This is a genomic window from Lacibacter luteus (assembly GCF_004118265.1).
GTDB lineage: Bacteria > Bacteroidota > Bacteroidia > Chitinophagales > Chitinophagaceae > Lacibacter > Lacibacter luteus.
Window position 1 is genome coordinate 761,573 of sequence record NZ_SDHW01000001.1, and the last position, 16,500, is coordinate 778,072.

At 41.3% G+C, this 16,500-nt stretch carries 17 protein-coding genes and 1 pseudogene; 9 read left to right on the top strand and 9 right to left on the bottom strand.

Going from position 1 to position 16,500, the window contains the following annotated elements; genetic code table 11:
- The first annotated feature begins 63 nt into the window (after window positions 1-63).
- The 5 genes and pseudogenes from ESA94_RS02810 to ESA94_RS02830 form a co-directional block, all read left to right on the top strand.
- Window positions 64-690: a hypothetical protein gene (locus ESA94_RS02810; RefSeq protein WP_129129333.1), complete on the top strand. Its 627-nt coding sequence runs from the start codon at window positions 64-66 to the stop codon at window positions 688-690.
- A 231-nt stretch (window positions 691-921) separates the two neighbouring features.
- Window positions 922-1,134, top strand: a complete 213-nt coding sequence (locus ESA94_RS02815) for an FUSC family protein (protein ID WP_129129334.1) — start codon at window positions 922-924, stop codon at window positions 1,132-1,134.
- 39 nt (window positions 1,135-1,173) lie between these two features.
- Window positions 1,174-1,794, top strand: a complete 621-nt coding sequence (locus tag ESA94_RS02820; RefSeq protein WP_129129335.1) for a hypothetical protein — start codon at window positions 1,174-1,176, stop codon at window positions 1,792-1,794.
- A 51-nt stretch (window positions 1,795-1,845) separates the two neighbouring features.
- Window positions 1,846-2,265, top strand: a complete 420-nt coding sequence (locus ESA94_RS02825; RefSeq protein WP_129129336.1) for a VOC family protein — start codon at window positions 1,846-1,848, stop codon at window positions 2,263-2,265.
- Between the two features lie 125 nt (window positions 2,266-2,390).
- Window positions 2,391-3,251, top strand: a pseudogene (locus tag ESA94_RS02830) (SDR family oxidoreductase); the annotation flags it as partial.
- Window positions 3,252-3,301: 50 nt separating this feature from the next.
- On the opposite strand, the gene ESA94_RS02835 reads toward ESA94_RS02830, so the two are convergent.
- Window positions 3,302-4,405 carry a hypothetical protein gene (locus tag ESA94_RS02835; RefSeq protein ID WP_129129338.1) on the bottom strand — a complete coding sequence of 368 codons (1,104 nt, stop codon included), beginning with the start codon at window positions 4,403-4,405 and terminating at the stop codon, window positions 3,302-3,304.
- 204 nt (window positions 4,406-4,609) lie between these two features.
- On the opposite strand from ESA94_RS02835, the gene ESA94_RS02840 reads away from it, so the two are divergent.
- Window positions 4,610-4,810: a YqaE/Pmp3 family membrane protein gene (locus ESA94_RS02840; protein ID WP_129129339.1), complete on the top strand. Its 201-nt coding sequence runs from the start codon at window positions 4,610-4,612 to the stop codon at window positions 4,808-4,810.
- Between the two features lie 5 nt (window positions 4,811-4,815).
- Here ESA94_RS02840 and ESA94_RS02845 read toward each other — a convergent pair whose 3' ends face one another.
- From ESA94_RS02845 to ESA94_RS02880, 8 genes are all read right to left on the bottom strand, one after another.
- Window positions 4,816-5,481 (bottom strand): hypothetical protein, encoded by a 666-nt coding sequence (locus ESA94_RS02845; RefSeq protein WP_129129340.1) that lies wholly within the window; start codon window positions 5,479-5,481, stop codon window positions 4,816-4,818.
- A 4-nt stretch (window positions 5,482-5,485) separates the two neighbouring features.
- Window positions 5,486-6,250 (bottom strand): LVIVD repeat-containing protein, encoded by a 765-nt coding sequence (locus tag ESA94_RS02850; RefSeq protein WP_164972616.1) that lies wholly within the window; start codon window positions 6,248-6,250, stop codon window positions 5,486-5,488.
- 11 nt (window positions 6,251-6,261) lie between these two features.
- Window positions 6,262-6,792 carry an LVIVD repeat-containing protein gene (locus ESA94_RS02855; protein ID WP_164972618.1) on the bottom strand — a complete coding sequence of 177 codons (531 nt, stop codon included), beginning with the start codon at window positions 6,790-6,792 and terminating at the stop codon, window positions 6,262-6,264.
- A 188-nt stretch (window positions 6,793-6,980) separates the two neighbouring features.
- The gene (nagB, locus tag ESA94_RS02860) at window positions 6,981-8,909 is read right to left on the bottom strand and encodes a glucosamine-6-phosphate deaminase (RefSeq protein WP_129129343.1); all 1,929 of its coding nucleotides are present in this window, start codon (window positions 8,907-8,909) and stop codon (window positions 6,981-6,983) included.
- 105 nt (window positions 8,910-9,014) lie between these two features.
- On the bottom strand, window positions 9,015-9,659 hold the full coding sequence (locus ESA94_RS02865; RefSeq protein ID WP_129129344.1) for an HAD family hydrolase: 645 nt from the start codon (window positions 9,657-9,659) through the stop codon (window positions 9,015-9,017).
- 33 nt (window positions 9,660-9,692) lie between these two features.
- A complete protein-coding gene (locus tag ESA94_RS02870; protein ID WP_129129345.1) occupies window positions 9,693-10,733 on the bottom strand; it encodes a UDP-glucose--hexose-1-phosphate uridylyltransferase in 1,041 nt (346 codons plus the stop codon).
- 3 nt (window positions 10,734-10,736) lie between these two features.
- Window positions 10,737-11,888 carry a galactokinase gene (gene galK, locus ESA94_RS02875; RefSeq protein ID WP_129129346.1) on the bottom strand — a complete coding sequence of 384 codons (1,152 nt, stop codon included), beginning with the start codon at window positions 11,886-11,888 and terminating at the stop codon, window positions 10,737-10,739.
- An 89-nt stretch (window positions 11,889-11,977) separates the two neighbouring features.
- On the bottom strand, window positions 11,978-13,153 hold the full coding sequence (locus ESA94_RS02880) for an aldose epimerase family protein (protein WP_129129347.1): 1,176 nt from the start codon (window positions 13,151-13,153) through the stop codon (window positions 11,978-11,980).
- Between the two features lie 158 nt (window positions 13,154-13,311).
- On the opposite strand from ESA94_RS02880, the gene ESA94_RS02885 reads away from it, so the two are divergent.
- The 3 genes from ESA94_RS02885 to ESA94_RS02895 are packed head-to-tail and all read left to right on the top strand — an operon-like array spanning window position 13,312 to window position 16,419.
- On the top strand, window positions 13,312-14,019 hold the full coding sequence (locus ESA94_RS02885) for an NUDIX hydrolase (protein ID WP_129129348.1): 708 nt from the start codon (window positions 13,312-13,314) through the stop codon (window positions 14,017-14,019).
- Window positions 14,020-14,030: 11 nt separating this feature from the next.
- The gene (locus ESA94_RS02890) at window positions 14,031-15,701 is read left to right on the top strand and encodes a ribulokinase (protein ID WP_129129349.1); all 1,671 of its coding nucleotides are present in this window, start codon (window positions 14,031-14,033) and stop codon (window positions 15,699-15,701) included.
- Window positions 15,702-15,720: 19 nt separating this feature from the next.
- A complete protein-coding gene (locus tag ESA94_RS02895) occupies window positions 15,721-16,419 on the top strand; it encodes an L-ribulose-5-phosphate 4-epimerase (protein ID WP_129129350.1) in 699 nt (232 codons plus the stop codon).
- Window positions 16,420-16,500 lie beyond the last annotated feature (81 nt).

The following is a 16,500-nucleotide window of genomic DNA, read 5'->3' on the forward strand; positions in this document are numbered from 1 at the left end:
AGTGAACGTATTGAAGCTACCTGCCAATCTAGTTTTGCAGTATCACTTTACAAAAAAGAATACATGCAAAAGAAATTTTTATGGATTACACTTGCCTTTGTGTTGGCAGGCAGCTTACAGTTGAACGCACAATATGGTAAAACAGACAGCTCATTTAAACGGTGGTTCGTTGGCAGCACTGTTTTTTTATTGGGCAATTTGTCAACTACAAATCCCCCCAACTTTGTTCAACTGAATATTGGCTATCGTATTACAGGAAAAGATGTAGTTACGTTGGAACCAAAAACCTGGAAATATGCCTGGCCAAATGGTATTCACCCGTTTTTAAACAAAGCATATGGAAAGCAGGAAGAACAGTTTCCGGGATATGTTCGTGAGTATGGTTTATCACTGGCATATCAACGCTTTTTCCGGAAAGGCCTTTATGCCGAACTGAATGTAATGCCTACACTGCAAAAATTTGTAAATACTGATGGTGAAAAAATTGATAACGGATTCCAGGTTTTCAATACTTACCGAGCCGGTTATCACATCAAACTTTTTAAAGACCGGTTTTTTATTCAACCATCCATTGCAATAACGCATCGTGCTTATCACACAGAGTTACCTGATGGATTTAAGCAGCTGGATGACAAATGGTCGAAATTCGTTTTTGGAGAACCGGGATTTCATTTTGGATTTAATTTTTAGTTGTTATTTTTTCTTTTCGGTTGCTGGCGACAGCAACCGAAATTGTATTAACACAGGTTGGCGAAGAGCACAACCGTAAAACAATGTGCAGTTCGGAGACATGCGCAAGATTAAACATTTAGTAAGCAGCTGCATGTCTGAAGTTTGCTTTGTAAAATTGTGGCCGCTATTTTTGCACAGGTGGCACTCATACAACTGTCATCGTTCATAAACAAACATAACCGAACAATAATGAATGAACAGGAATCAACACAGGTAAAAGACAAGGAATTGTCTGCTGAAGCAAAGAAAGCTAGATCAACTGCAATCACCAATGCAGTATTCATCGGGTTTCTTATCGGCATTGTGCTGTACAGTATTGTAATGAACAGCTGGGGCTTTCTTACACTCATCCCTTTATATCTCATCTACAAACTGATCAATAATGGAAACAGCAAAAAATAGCTGCCGGCTTACAAAACACAACTTCAAAAAACTGAAGCAATGAAACTATTCTCCTTGTTTATTGCGCTATTATCAGCAATTACCGGCGCAGCACAGGCAGACAGCACATCGGCCAATATTATTTTCTTTGATGGTTTTGATAACAATGCCAACAACTGGACAGTTGCTGACGATAAAAACGTACGTTCAAAAATTGAAGGCGGCGTTTACTATTTAACCGCAACAGGTCACGCTTATGGCGAAGCACATGAAATAAAAATTGATACCAGGAAAGATTTTCAAATTGAAGCAAGTATAAAAATTGTAAGCGGCAATGCAGAACATAAAAATTATTTCAGCATGCTTTTCTGGGGAAGGGAAGCAATGCAAAGCCACTATTTTACATTCGCTAAAGATGGCTTTGCTTCTGTTCAGTTCTGCACGGGCAAAACCCTGAGTTCCTGTACAGTAAAAAAAGGCTCGTTACAAAAAACAATGCTTAACCCCGACGATTTCAATGTGTACCGTATTAAAAAAACAGGCAACACTTATACTTTTTCTATTAACGACGATGATATATATACCATGCCCTTTACTCCTTTTTTCGGAAATTTAATTGGCTTCGGTGCCGGCAGAAAAATAAGCCTGGCAATTGACTATTTAAAGGTTATTTATTTATAACTTTTCTGCAGCATAACTTTCACAGCTTGCAATCGCCAATTATGCCTTACAATGACAGCAGAAGCAAACGATAAAAAAACGCACTTCGCACCGGAATTACATATTCCGAACGGCACTTTCAACATCGACTTCTACATAAAGTTTGGCGCAACAGAACATTTTATTTTCAGAAACGACGACGGCAGCATTCATGTAGCTGAGCTGGAAATTGATGGCGCTATCTTTCATCTTCACGAAACCATGCGTTGGTTTGAAGCAAATGAACCCGTAACCGCAAAAGGAGTAACAGCAGTTATTGGTTTGTTTGTGGATGATGTGCAGGAAGTTTTCGACCGTGCAATTGTCGCCGGTGCAACCGGCATTACCCCTGTTACCGATCACGACTACGGATACAGACAGGCCATGTTTAAAGATCCATTTGGACACTACTGGCAAATACAGAAAAAAATAAGTTCCGGCAAAAGCATCTGATCGCAAACCGCTTGTCATTTTCATTTTAACGCACACAGGTATCTGCAGTAATTTTATCTTTAGCAGAAAAAAATAAACAGTGTACTCTGCCTGCTTCCCTTACATTGTAAAAGCTCAACCATTTAACCATGAAAAAAGTACTCCTCTTCGGTGCATCCGGTAACTTAGGTAAAGAAATTGCAAAAGAACTTGTACAACAGAACTATCAGCTTACTGTTGCTGTAAGAAGCGAAGCCAAAGCAAAAACATTATCGCATATTACATCTGCTGCTGTTATTGTTAACGCCTGTAATGCCGATTCATTTTCTGTTCTACAGGACTCATATGATGTTATCGTATCAGCATTGGGCAAAAGCGTATCGCCAAACGACAACAGCAAACCAGGCTTTAAAGAAGTTGATCTCGACGGCAACAGTAACATTCTCCACTATGCTGTTGAAAAAGGAATTAAAAAATTTGTGTACATCTCTGCGTTTCATGCTGAGAAATATCCGCAGCTCGAATACTTTCGTGTGCACCATTTATTTGCTGAGCGACTCAAATCTTCCGGCATCGATTACAGCATCATTAAGCCTCCTGCCCTCTTCAGCGCATTCATCGACATTATTGATATGGCAAAAAAAGGCAGACTGGTGAATATTGGCAGTGGCGATAAAAAAACAAATCCTGTTTACGAAGGCGATCTTGCAGCAATTGTTGTAAAAGCAATCGATCAGCCAAATACTGTTATTGAAGCTGGTGGTAAAAACATTTACACAAGAAAGCAGTTAAATGAGATCATCAACAATGAAGCTGGCAAATCAAAAAAACTGCGTACCATACCGCTATGGCTGCTCAACAGCATGCTGCCTTTACTAAAACTTTTTAATAAAAACATGTACGATAAGTTTGCCTTTTTTACCGAAGTAATGCAACACGATACCATTGCTCCGCAAATTGGTGCAACAACATTTGAAGCATATGTAAAACAAAAAGCAGGCAATTAAAAAAAATGCACAGGCTTTACGCCTGTGCAAATAATTTCACAGCTGCTGTATTATTGCAACACTGCTTTTAATTTAAAATCGGAGGTTTGTAAAAATGTTTGTGCTTCCGGCTCCATTACAAACCCCGGCCGTATTTTAGCAGTAATTTCATATGCACCTGCCGGTAAAGAACGAGCATCAAAACTTGTAATAACATCTGCCTTTTGCCCCGGCAACAAACCTCCCGAAGGAATTAAAACAAATGTGCGTAATGGCGACAATGCCGGAACAGGATCGGCATGAACGATCTGGTTAATTGTTATTGGTCTGTTGCCCCGGTTATGTAATTCACCTGCTTTGAGTTGATGATTTACACCGGTTGCCAGTTGCAATGTTACCTGTTCGTTCGTAAACGCAACGGGCTTCACCACATCAACCACAATACTGTAGGTTACAGTTTCGTTACCACGTTTTAATGCAACATAAAATCCTTTCGGATAAGCAAAGTCAAGCACCTGCCCGTTTGCGGGATATACATTTGCACTGTTGCCCGGCACCTCTGCTGCATTTTGTGTATAACGCACTTCGCTGCCATTGTGTACCATTTTTGCTGTTAATGAACTGAAGTTGGTACCGGCAGGAACAAACAGGTATACTTTACCAATAGAAGCATTGCTATGCAGTATATGTGCTGCATGAATATCGGAACCTAATTGTGGATTTGAAGATTGAAGCAACTGCACATCCGTTAACCGAAGCGCACCTGCTGTTTCTTTTTGTACAACAACTTTATACCGCAATTTTTTCCGGGTGTTTTGAGTTGATGTAATCGTATACAGCACTTCCTTGTTCTCATAGTCTGTTTTTATGCCAAGCTGTGGCGAAATCGTAAATTCCTGCTGTAGAAAATTTGAAACAAGGGGTGTTAACTGTAACCCGGTTAAGTCTTCCGGCATAATGATTTCAATACGACCTGCTGTTGTTTCCTCGCCATTAACAAGTACAGGATGTGTAATGTTTACAGACACAGCTGTTGCTTCGGCAAATTCAAACGCAGTTATTTTTACCTGTGAAAGATCTACTGCCGGGGCTGTTGAAGGAGTTGGTTTTTTGCAGGAGCTGATACTCAGCAACTGCATAAACAATACAGTTGCAACAAAGGTTAACAAACGCATAGATGAATAGGTTTTTAATTTAGCCGCAAAACTAAATTTGAGCCAATGACATATTTATGTATTAATGCGCAACAAACGCAAACAGCAGATAAATGGATATAAAAATGGATGGATGGATATACTAACAATATCCCGATAAGTAAGCATCAGTAAAAAGCATACAGCTGCACAACAAAATTTCCTAACTTCAACTAAAACCTTTTCATGACACTTATTGCTATACTTCTTCCCTGGCTTTCGTTTTTTCTGCGTGGAAAAATATTCACCGGTATTTTATGTTTGATTTTGCAGATCACTATTCTCGGTTGGATACCTGCTGCAATATGGGCTGTTATTTCGCTTAATAATGCAAGAGCCGATAAACGCACCGATCGTATTATTAAAGCCATGCAACAGCAACGCTGATTGTTTTATTTTATGGTACGTACCAGTCGAAATCCGCAGGGAAGAGAAAAGAATGTTGAACGTCCTGTATTACCTGTTGAATTTCCGAAAAAATTAAGCGTTACTTCCCCGTTATCAAGCATACAGGAATTGGCTTCGTTGTATTTTACCGTGTACTGTTTGTGCCTGATACCAATGCCGAAATAACATTCGTAAAACCATTTTCCAGAAGAAAAGAAGGGCTGCCGTGTTCCGTAGCGAAAGCTTATGTCGTACACTTCTTTTATTCTTTTATACGTATCAAACTTTTCGTAAGAAGGCACGTTATTTACACAATCCATTCCCAGCCATCCCTGTTCTTTAAGAGCGGTACGTTTATACATCAGTACCAGTTCTACATAATCAGTTTGCAACCTTTTGTTGTACAAACGAAGCATTGGCCTTACTGCAAAACCATTCAGCGGTTTGCTGTAAGTACTACTCCAGAAATATGCCGACACATCAGCTCCTGCATAAAGCCTGTTTGCAACTTTTGTATCGAACCCTGCACTTACATTGTGTTCAATCACATCAAGCAAGCCAAGCGGGCTGATATGCAATTGCGTTTGATACAAAGGAGAGAAAGATTTTTTCTGTGCTTTTAACTCTGCATGCACAATAAAGGCTGCCAACAACAGCAGTATTTTTTTCATCCGGTTATTGAATAGTGGTGAGTAAAGCAGGATTGCGGTTGTCTGTAATATCGTAGAGCGAAACACCGGTATCCGTCCAGCAAATCAACAGATCATTGTACGGAATCACATCAAGAAACCATCTACCTGTCCAGATTGTTTTTATTTGTACAGGTTCGTATGCTTTGCTTATATCAAAAACAATTAAACCACGTTGCCGGTCGCATACGTACAGCACGTTATCTTTATAACCGAGTCCGTAAGGTTCGCCAACCAACGCTACTCCCCGTTGTACCGGCCTGGTAATATCTTTTACATCATAACAGGCAAGTATACTTTGCACCCCACCGCAGGCACCATTTACACGAAGCGTTGCGTATGCAACGGTATCTTTTGCAACAACAGGGTCGCAACGGCGCATTACATCGGGCGAAATTGCCTGGCTTAGTTTTTCAGGAGACTGCGGATTGCTAATCGAAAAAATATGCACGACGCTGGTGCTGCCAATAAACAATTTATCCTTGAACGGAAAGATCGTTTCAATTTCAAATCCAACTTTAACGATATTAACCAACTGCGGATTTGCAGCATCGGCAATAGAAAAAACAGAGAGATTTTCTTTGTCTACTGCATACATATAATTTCCAACAACAGCAAACCGGGCAAGCGAACCTCCCTGGCCTGCAGGTGATCCTCCGGCATAATTATTAGCTCCACTGTCTTTACCGCAATGCAGAAAGAAAGCGGACACAAATACGATGCAAAACAGTTTTTTGAAGTAGCGATACATAGGCGTTGTTTTTAACGTCGGCATTTAGGATCGGTAAGATTAGCTGATTTCCATCCTACCACAATTCCTTTTGAGGGATCTACACATTCGAAGTAAGTATTACTTACAGGCGGATACTCGCTGTTATGATAAGGAAATACATTTTTCAATCGCTTTACTAGCTGTGGATTTGCAGGGTCGGCAACTGTAAACACAAGCAGATCGTTGTAATTGTTTACGTAGAGATAATTATTCTTTACCGAAATTTCGGTGCTGAAAGGCACACGCAGAAAAGAAAGTTTAACCGGTTGTTTAGGATTACTTACATCAATAAAATGAACACCACTGTTTACATCGTTTTGAAGTAAAAGGTTTCCAATCACATAAACCTTACCTGGTTTAACTACGGGTTTAGCAGCTTCAACACCAATATTCTCCAGATCAACAGCTTTGGCATAAACAGGTACATAGCCGGAAGTAGCAGAATTAAATCGCCAGTCCGAAGAAGTGTCGCACGACGAGAAAAGCAGTGCCCCTGCAATAAGTAACAGGAAGAATTTCATAAGCAATATTTTCTTACAGAAATGATTACTGTGGCGGGGCTTTCGCTGCATGGTTATAAAAACTTACTAAAAAAAGCTGTTTAAACGGCACTACAAGTTACCTGCATGACGGCCTGGCGCAAATGATCTTTAAGCAAAAAGCCGGTCTGTTGAAAGACCGGCTCCTGCTATTTAGTGCTTGAATAGTATCAATAATGCCAACGTACAAATGCCTCCATTGCAGCATATTGTGTTAAGCCCAGCTTACCATACAGATCGGCTGTTGCTGCATTTCGTTCTTCAGCACGTTGCCAGAACTCTCTGCTGTCGCTACCCTGGAACGGCACCATATCCTTCTGCGATTGATGAATGAAAATGCCGAAGCGTTTTTTCATCACCTGTTCGGGACTCATTGGTATGGCCATTTCAATTTCTTCAAGGTTCCACTCCTGCCATGCGCCTTTGTATAACCACAGCCAGCAATCGTTCACCCACTCATCACCTGCTGCTTTAATACGCTTCAGCGATTCCAAAACAACATTAAAGCATACAAGATGCGTTCCATGCGGATCGGCAAAGTCGCCTGCACAATACACCTGCTGCGGTTTAATTTCACGCAACAACTGCATTGTTAACAATACATCTTCTTCGCCCATCGGGTTCTTTTCAATGGTTCCTGTTTCGTAGAAAGGAAGATTCTGGAAATGCCATTGCCCTTCTTTCAATCCAACATAACGGCATGTTGCTGCAGCTTCGCAGCGACGAATCAAACCTTTTATCTCACGGATCTCTTTTGTATCAATTTCGTTCGACTTTTTCTTTTCCAGATAACCTCTTGCTTCTGCTAATATCTGTTTCGATTTGTCTGCATCAATTCCAAACATCTGTTCAAAACCTACAGCAAAATCGAGAAAACGAGTAACAAACTCATCGGTAACAGCAATGTTACCGCTTGTTTGATAAGCTACATGTACTTCGTGTCCCTGATCGTGCAGGCGTTGAAAAGTCCCCCCCATTGAAATAATATCATCGTCAGGATGCGGCGAAAAAAGCACCACTTTCTTTGGATAAGGATTACTACGTTCCGGATGGTTTGGAATAACTGCATTTGGTTTACCACCTGGCCAGCCCGTAATGCTGTCACGCAACATATAATACACCTGCAGGTTTATTTCATATGCATCTCCTTTTTCTACCAGCAGATCACTTAAACCATATTCATTATAATCGGTATTGGTTAAACTCAATACAGGCTTACCTAATTTCAGCGCCATGTTCACCACTGCTTTTTTGATCATGCGCTCGTTCCATTCGCATTCACCCGTTAACCAGGGGCTTTTATAACGGGTAAGCTCAGCCGCAGCTGCTTCGTCCACCACAAACGTAACATCATCGTGATTTTGCAAAAGCGATGCAGGCACATGTTCCGTATCATCGCCTTCTACTGCCTCACGAATAACAGGTGCTTTGGTAGAACCCCATGCCAACAGAATAACTTTCTTTGCTTTTGTAATTGTGCCAATACCCATTGTAATGGCCAAACGTGGTACTGCACTGATGTTTGCAAACTCGTAACTGTTGGCTAAACGTGTTGAGTTGGTAAGGGTGGTTAAACGTGTTTTAGTAAAAATGCTTGAGCCTGGTTCGTTAAAACCAATATGTCCATTAACACCAATACCAAGTATTTGTAAATCGATGCCGCCTGCTTCTGCAATTTTTTGTTCGTAAGCAGCGCAATGATGTTTAATTTCTTCTTTTGCAGTTGTGCCATCGGGGATATGACAATTGTTTTGATCGATATCTACTTTATCGAACAACTGCTGTTTCATAAAGCGATGATAACTCTGAATAGCATCACGTTCAATGGGATAATATTCGTCGAGATTGAAAGCTATTACGTTTTTAAAACTCAAGCCTTCTTCTTTGTGCAGACGAACCAACTCAGCATACAGCGATTTTGGTGTAGAACCTGTTGCAAGACCAAGAACACAATTTTCGTTCTTTGCCTGTTTTTCACGAATCAATTCGGCGATCTGCTGTGCTGCATAAGCCGACCCTTGTTTTGCTGTGGTAAAAATTTTGGTGGGGATCTTTTCGAAACTGTCAATTAAATCCATTGAGGCAGTCTTTTTTGCCATAATCATTGTTCTTAGTTGAAACCCAAAGATATTCAATTCAGGTTTAACCATCCCAATTCAACCGTTTGCATAAAATGAACTAACAAATGCCCGATAGCCTGGCAATTATAAAGACGAAAGAGACAAACTGCTGTAATCCTTTATAAACCCAATAATATTATTATAGACTGCAAACTCATGCTCTTCATGCATGGTTGTAATTACTACTGCTTTCATGCCTGCAGCAGCAGCAGCTTCAACACCTTTTGGTGAATCTTCAAACACAATGCAATCTGCCGGAGCAACCCCCAGTTTTTCTGCACATTTAAGAAATGTTTCGGGGTGCGGTTTGCTGATGGTTACATCATCGGCGCTTACTACCGCCGAAATGTACGAACGAAGATCAAGGCCATCCAATACAAAATCGATATTGAACATGATGGCAGCAGAACCAATGGCCATTGGAATGTTGGCCTGCTTTGCTTCGTTCATTAACACATCCAAACCATCAATAAGTTTTAAGTGTGGACCAAATGCCTGCTGGTATTGTTTTTCTTTTTCAACACTCATCGCATCTTTCTCGGCAAGTGTAAACCTGCCGGGAAAAGTGCGTTCCAGTAATTCATGATTTTTGCCGTAACACTGCAGCTTGGTTTCTTCGTATGTTAAGTGTGCACCTAACCCGTTTAAAATAGAATGCCAGGCACGGATATGATACTCCATATCATCGATCATCGTTCCGTTGAGATCGAACAAAAAAGCTTTCTGCATAGTTCTGTTGGTGATTACTGCAAAGAAACAGTTTTACTGAATTGAATAGTGAACAGTTGACAATTGTTGCAATGTAGCGGCTGCCATTTCCGGCGTAATATCACGCTGTGGATTTGCAAGCATTTCGTAACCCACCATAAATTTCTTTACAGTTGCACTGCGCAGTAATGGCGGATAGAAATGCATATGCCAATGCCATTCGGGATGTGCACCATCATTTACAGGCGCCTGGTGCATACCCCCACTGTATGGAAATGAAACATTGAACAGGTTATCGTATTTGCAGGTAAGTTGTTTGAGTATTTGCGCCAGTGCAATTTCTTCTTCGGCAGTAAACTGTGTTACAGTTTGTACATGTCGTTTACTGATGATCATTGTTTCGTACGGCCATACTGCCCAATACGGAACCAGTGCAACAAAATGTTCGTTCTCCACAACAATTCGTTCTTTCTTTTGCAACTCTACATCGAGATAAGCAGAGAGCAAACTCTTATCATTTTTCTCAAAATAGTTTTTCTGTTGTGTGGTTTCCTTGGTTAATTCTAAAGGAACAGAAGACGAAGCCCATATCTGTCCATGCGGATGCGGATTACTGCACCCCATGATCTCGCCTTTGTTTTCAAATATCTGAATGTATTTGATGTGTTCGTTTTGCGACAGATCATTGAACTCTTTTTTCCACAGCTGAACAACTTTTACAATGGCTTCTTCCTGCATTACAGGAAGGGTAAGGCTGTGATCTGGTGAGAAACAAATTACACGGCAGATACCGCTTTCGCTGCTACTTACCAATAAACCATTTTCATTTTCACCACCATCGGGTGTATCGGGCAGCAATGCGGAAAAATCGTTGGTGAATACATACGCATCGGTGTATGCAGGGTTCACTGTTCCGTCGCTGCGTTTATTACCCGGGCAGAGATAGCATGTAGGATCGTATGCAGGACGATTATCTGCAGGCAGTGCTTCTACTTTTCCCTGCCAAGGACGTTTCATGCGATGCGGCGAAACCAATATCCAATCGCCTGTGAGAATATTTAAACGTGTATGTGAATGTTCTTTACTGTTAAACATGATTTAGATGATTTCTGTTCCGTTTTCAATAGAAGCAATGTAATAATCGAGTTGTAAACCGGTTGCTGCTTCGTAAGCCGGTTTTACTGCTGTAATCAATGCATCAATGGCTTCTTCTTTTACAAGGTTGATGGTACAGCCACCAAAGCCACCACCCATCATACGTGCACCAAGCACTTCCGGACGGTTGCGTACAAAATCAACCAGAAAGTCGAGTTCTTTACAACTCACTGCATACATCTTGCTCAACCCATCGTGCGTGGCAAACATTTTCTCACCGAGTGCTGCAATATCACCTTTCTGCAAATCGGCACAACCTGTAAGCAAGCGATCAATTTCTTCTACCACAAAACGGCTGCGTTTATCAATGGTTTCATCTTTCGGTAACACATGCTCATCCAACATCGCAATAGTTGCATGACGCAGCGATGTTACTTCCGGATGATGCGCCTTGATCCACTCCACCCCTTGTGTACATTCGTTGCGGCGTGTGTTGTATTCCGATGAAGCAAGCGAATGTTTTACATTGGTGTTTAATAAAACGATTTTGATTCCATCTAACTTAAACGGTACATATTCGTAATCGAGCGAACGGCAATCGAGTTTAATTACATGATCCTTCTTGCCCATCATCGATGCAAACTGATCCATAATGCCACACATCACACCTGCATATTCGTGCTCGGCTTTTTGTGCCATGCTCACCATTGCCACACGGTCGATATTGGTTTGCAGTAAATAATTCAATGCAAACACGGTTGCACATTCAACTGCAGCAGACGATGAAAGTCCTGCACCCATTGGTACATCACTCGACAGAACCGCATTAAAGCCCGGAAGCTTCATGCCACGTTTTACAAACTGTGCAACAGCGCCTAATATATAATTGGGCCAGCTAACGTCGCCAACCGGTTTTAATCCGCTTACAGTAGTGGAAAATGTTTCGTTGAGATCTGCTGCTGTAAGATGAATTTCATCATCGTTCCGCAAGCTCATGGCAACATATGCTGCTTTATCAATAGCAGCAGGCAATACAAAGCCTTCGTTGTAATCGGTGTGTTCACCGATAATATTTACACGGCCCGGCGAACGAACAATTACTGTTGGTTCAACAGCATATTGCTCTAAAAAAGTTTTCTGTAGTTTTTGTTTCATTCTCTGATAGTTGTTATACACATCAGGCCGTTTTTAAAAACGGCCTGATGCATTTATTTATTCAAATCAATAAGTAAGCGAAGACCGTGTTACTTTACAACGTAAAAACGTTGCACAGTAGAACTCTTGTAAACTTTGCCTGGCTCTAATACCGTTGTTGGGAAAGTTGGTTGATTCGGTGAATCAGGAAAATGCTGTGTTTCCAGGCAAAACGCTGTGCGGAAAGTATCTTTTGTACCATTCTTTAATGTGTTAAGACCACCCATGAAATTACCACCGTAGAATTGCACACCAGGCTCTGTTGTTAATACATCCATTGCAATACCACTCTTATCGCCTTTAACTGTAACAATCAATTCGGGTTGCGCCGTAATGCCTTTATCTAAAACATAGTTATGATCGTAACCTTTACCGTATTTCAATTGTGTGTTATCTGCTTCAACACGTGAACCGATTGTTGCTGCAGTTGTAAAATCGAAAGGCGTACCTGCAACGGGCTCAATGCCTGTAGGAATCAAGGTAGAATCAACAGGCGTATATTTTGTTGCTTTGATCAGTAACTCGTGGTTGTTAATGGTACCGCTGCCTTCACCATTCAGGTTCCAGTAGTTGTGATTGGTAACATTTACCACTGTTTTCTTGTCGGTGCTTATTTCGTAATTCATCACTACTTCATCTGCATCGGTAATACGGTACTCAACCTTCACGGTTAATTTACCGGGATAACCTTCTTCACCATCAGCAGCTACATAAGTCAATACAACCGATGAACTGTCGGGTTGTACCATATCCCACATTACACTGTGAAAACCTTTGGGGCCGCCATGCAGTGCATTTACACCGTTGTTCAATGCCAATTGGTATTCTTTACCATCGATGGTAAACTTTCCTTTTGCTATACGGTTACCAAAACGACCAACGATAGCGCCAAAGTAACGTTCAGGAGCGCTTGCATAATCTTTAATATTATCGAAGCCAATACAAACATCTGTTGGTACACCGTTTTTATCGGGCACTAACAAACCAACCATTCTTGCACCGTAATTGGTAACTGCTGCTTTAATACCATTTTTGTTAGAGATGTAAGCAAGTTGTACTTTTTTACCATCAATGGTAGAATCGAACGTAGCAGCGCCCGGCAATGTAGCTGCGGCTACCGAATCGGTTGTAGAATTCATTTCGGTTTTGTTGTTTTGATTGTTTGAACAGGAAAATAATAAGAAAGAAATAGCTGAAATAAAGGTAAACTTAATAGCTTGATGCATATGGCAATGTTTATTTTAAAAAATGAAAGAAAATGGCGAGTAGTAGACACTGCCCGCCCAACTATTGATTATGACCCTTGCGGGTAGACAAAGTAAAATTATTTTTTTTAATTGTCAAAATTACATTTATTTTTATCGCCATAACGTTTGCAAGTCGTATGACCAAATATAACCATCAGACAAAAATTCTCATAGCAGCTGACTGTATTATCTTCGGGTTTGATGGAAGACAGCTTAAACTTTTACTGGTACAAAGGGCGCTTGAGCCCGAAGCAGGCAAATGGAGCCTTGTAGGTGGTTTTGTACAACCCGAAGAAAGCCTTGGGCAGGCAGCATCAAGAGTATTGCACAAACTCACCGGTTTATCGGATGTATACCTTGAAGAGCTTTCCACCTTCAGCGAACCAACCCGTGACCCTGTTGAACGTACTGTTTCCGTTGCCTATTTTGCCCTTATTGATATAAATAAATACAAGCAGCAGATCACGACCGATTATCATGCAGAGTGGTTCGATCTGAATAAGTTTCCCAAACTCATTTTCGATCACCAGGAAATGGTGGAAAAAGCAAAAGCCCGTTTACGGTACAAAGCAGCCTTCCACCCTATTTTGTTTGAACTGCTGCCGGCAAAATTTACCCTGCCGCAATTACAAAGCTTGTACGAAGAAGTTTATAACATAGAAATGGACAAGCGCAATTTCAGCCGCAAGATCCTTTCGATGCACTTATTGGAAAAGCTCGATGAAAAAGATAAAGAGAACTCAAAGAAAGGTGCATGGTTTTATAAGCTGAACAAGAAGAAATACAAAGCCAATTTTCATTCGGTGGCTACCATTATTCCCAACCCGGATATTTATTATTCTTAAATAAACAGTTGATGAGTCAATATGTAATAGGTGTAGACTACGGTACAGATTCAGTTCGCTCCATCCTGGTAAATGCAAACAGTGGCGAAGAAATTGCTGCATCGGTATTCTACTATCCACGCTGGAAACAACAATTGTATTGTAATGCAACAGACAACCAGTTTCGCCAGCATCCGTTGGATTATTTAGAAGGTTTAGAACAAACCATTAAAGTCTGCCTGGAAAAAGCAGGACCGGCAATAGCAGCAGGAGTAAAAGGTATTTCAATTGATACCACAGGCTCTACTCCTGTAGCAGTTGATGCAACAGGTACTCCGCTTGCATTGTTGCCTGAGTTTAAAGAAAATCCCAACGCCATGTTTGTGTTGTGGAAAGATCATACCAGTGTAAACGAAGCAGCAGAGATCAATGTGCATGCAACAAAATTCCCCGTTAACTATTTACAGTATGTAGGCGGTATCTATTCATCTGAATGGTTTTGGGCAAAGCTCCTGCACATTCTGCGTATTGATGAAACTGTACGCAGCAAAGCAGCATCGTGGGTAGAACATTGCGATTGGATACCCTTTGTATTAACAGGAGGCAACGATGTTACACAAATGAAACGTGGTGTGTGCAGTGCAGGCCATAAAGCATTATGGGCCGAAGCCTTCAATGGTTTTCCTCCAAACGAATTCTTTGCAACACTCGATCCGTTGTTAGATGGTTTTACAACTAAACTGTTTACTGAAACATACACATCAGCACAACAGGCAGGCATTATTTCTGCCGAATGGGCACAACGTTTGGGTTTACCAAATGATGTGGTGATTGGTGTAGGTGCGTTTGATGCACACATGGGTGCAGTTGGTGGGCAAATTGAACCATACCACTTGAGTAAAGTGATGGGCACTTCTACCTGCGATATGCTGGTAGCTCCTGTTGCCGACATCAACGACCGTTGTGTAAACGGCATCTGCGGACAGGTTGATGGTTCTATTATTCCCGGTATGATTGGTCTGGAAGCAGGTCAATCTGCATTCGGCGATATTTATGCATGGTTTAAATCTGTATTAGATTGGCCGGCAAAAAATTTGTTGCAAAACTCAGCAATCATTGATGCAGCTACTGCCGAAAAACTGCAACAGGAAATGAGCGATAAACTCATTGCTGAATTATCGAAACAGGCCGCTGCCTTAACCATCAGCGAAGATGCAGAGCTGGCAGTAGATTGGATGAACGGTCGCCGTACCCCCGATGCCAATCAATTACTCGAAGGAGCTATTGCCAACATCAACCTCGGCAGCAGTGCACCACGCATTTTTCATGCATTGGTAGAAGCAACCTGCTTTGGTGCTAAAGCAATTGTAGATCGTTTTATTGATGAAGGTATTCCGGTGAAAGGTTTGATAGGTTTAGGTGGTGTTGCAAAAAAATCACCGTTCATTATGCAAATGATGGCCGATGTCATGAACATGCCGATCCGTATTCATAAAAGTGAACAGACCTGTGCCTTGGGTGCAGCCATGTTTGCAGCAACAGCAGCAGGCATCTATAACAAAGTAGAAGAAGCAATGGAAGTGATGGGACAAGGTTTCGATGCAGAATACAACCCCAACCCTGCAAAAGTTGCGTTCTATCAAACACGTTACAATAAATACAAACAGCTGGGTGCGTTCATCGAACAACAAACCAAAGCTTAATCACTTTTAATCATTCATCATGAGTGCGTATCAACAAATAAAACAAGAGTGCTACGATGCCAATATGGAACTGCCCAAACTCGGTTTGGTGCTGTTTACCTTCGGCAATGTGAGTGTGGCCGACAGAGAGAAAAAAGTTTTCGCTATTAAACCAAGTGGTGTTCCTTACGAAGAATTAACGGTTGATAAAATGGTGATCGTTGATTTCGACAGCAATATCATCGAAGGCGATCTGCGTCCATCATCCGACACCAAAACGCATGCTGTACTTTACAAGCATTGGGAAAAAATCGGCAGTATCGTACACACGCATTCAACCTATGCAACCGCATGGGCACAATCATTAAGAGATATTCCCATCTTCGGCACCACACATGCCGATCATAACACCGTTGATATTCCCTGCGCAGCACCAATGAGCGATGAAATGATCAAAGGCAACTACGAATACGAAACAGGTTTCCAGATCATGAACTGTTACAAAGAAAAAGGATTGGATTATACCGAAGTGGAAATGATGATCGTGGGTAACCACGCTCCTTTTACATGGGGAAAGAATGCACACAAAGCAGTTTACAATGCAGCTGTGCTGGAATCGGTAGCAAAGATGGCTTGGTTAACTGAACAGATTAACCCCAATGCGCCACGTTTAAAAGATGCGTTGATTAAAAAGCATTACGAACGCAAGCACGGACCGGATAGTTATTATGGGCAATGACGGAGATGAGTGATGAATGATGAGTGTTCCACTATGAACCATCAACCATGAACCATGAACTAAATGACAGAAAAACCGATC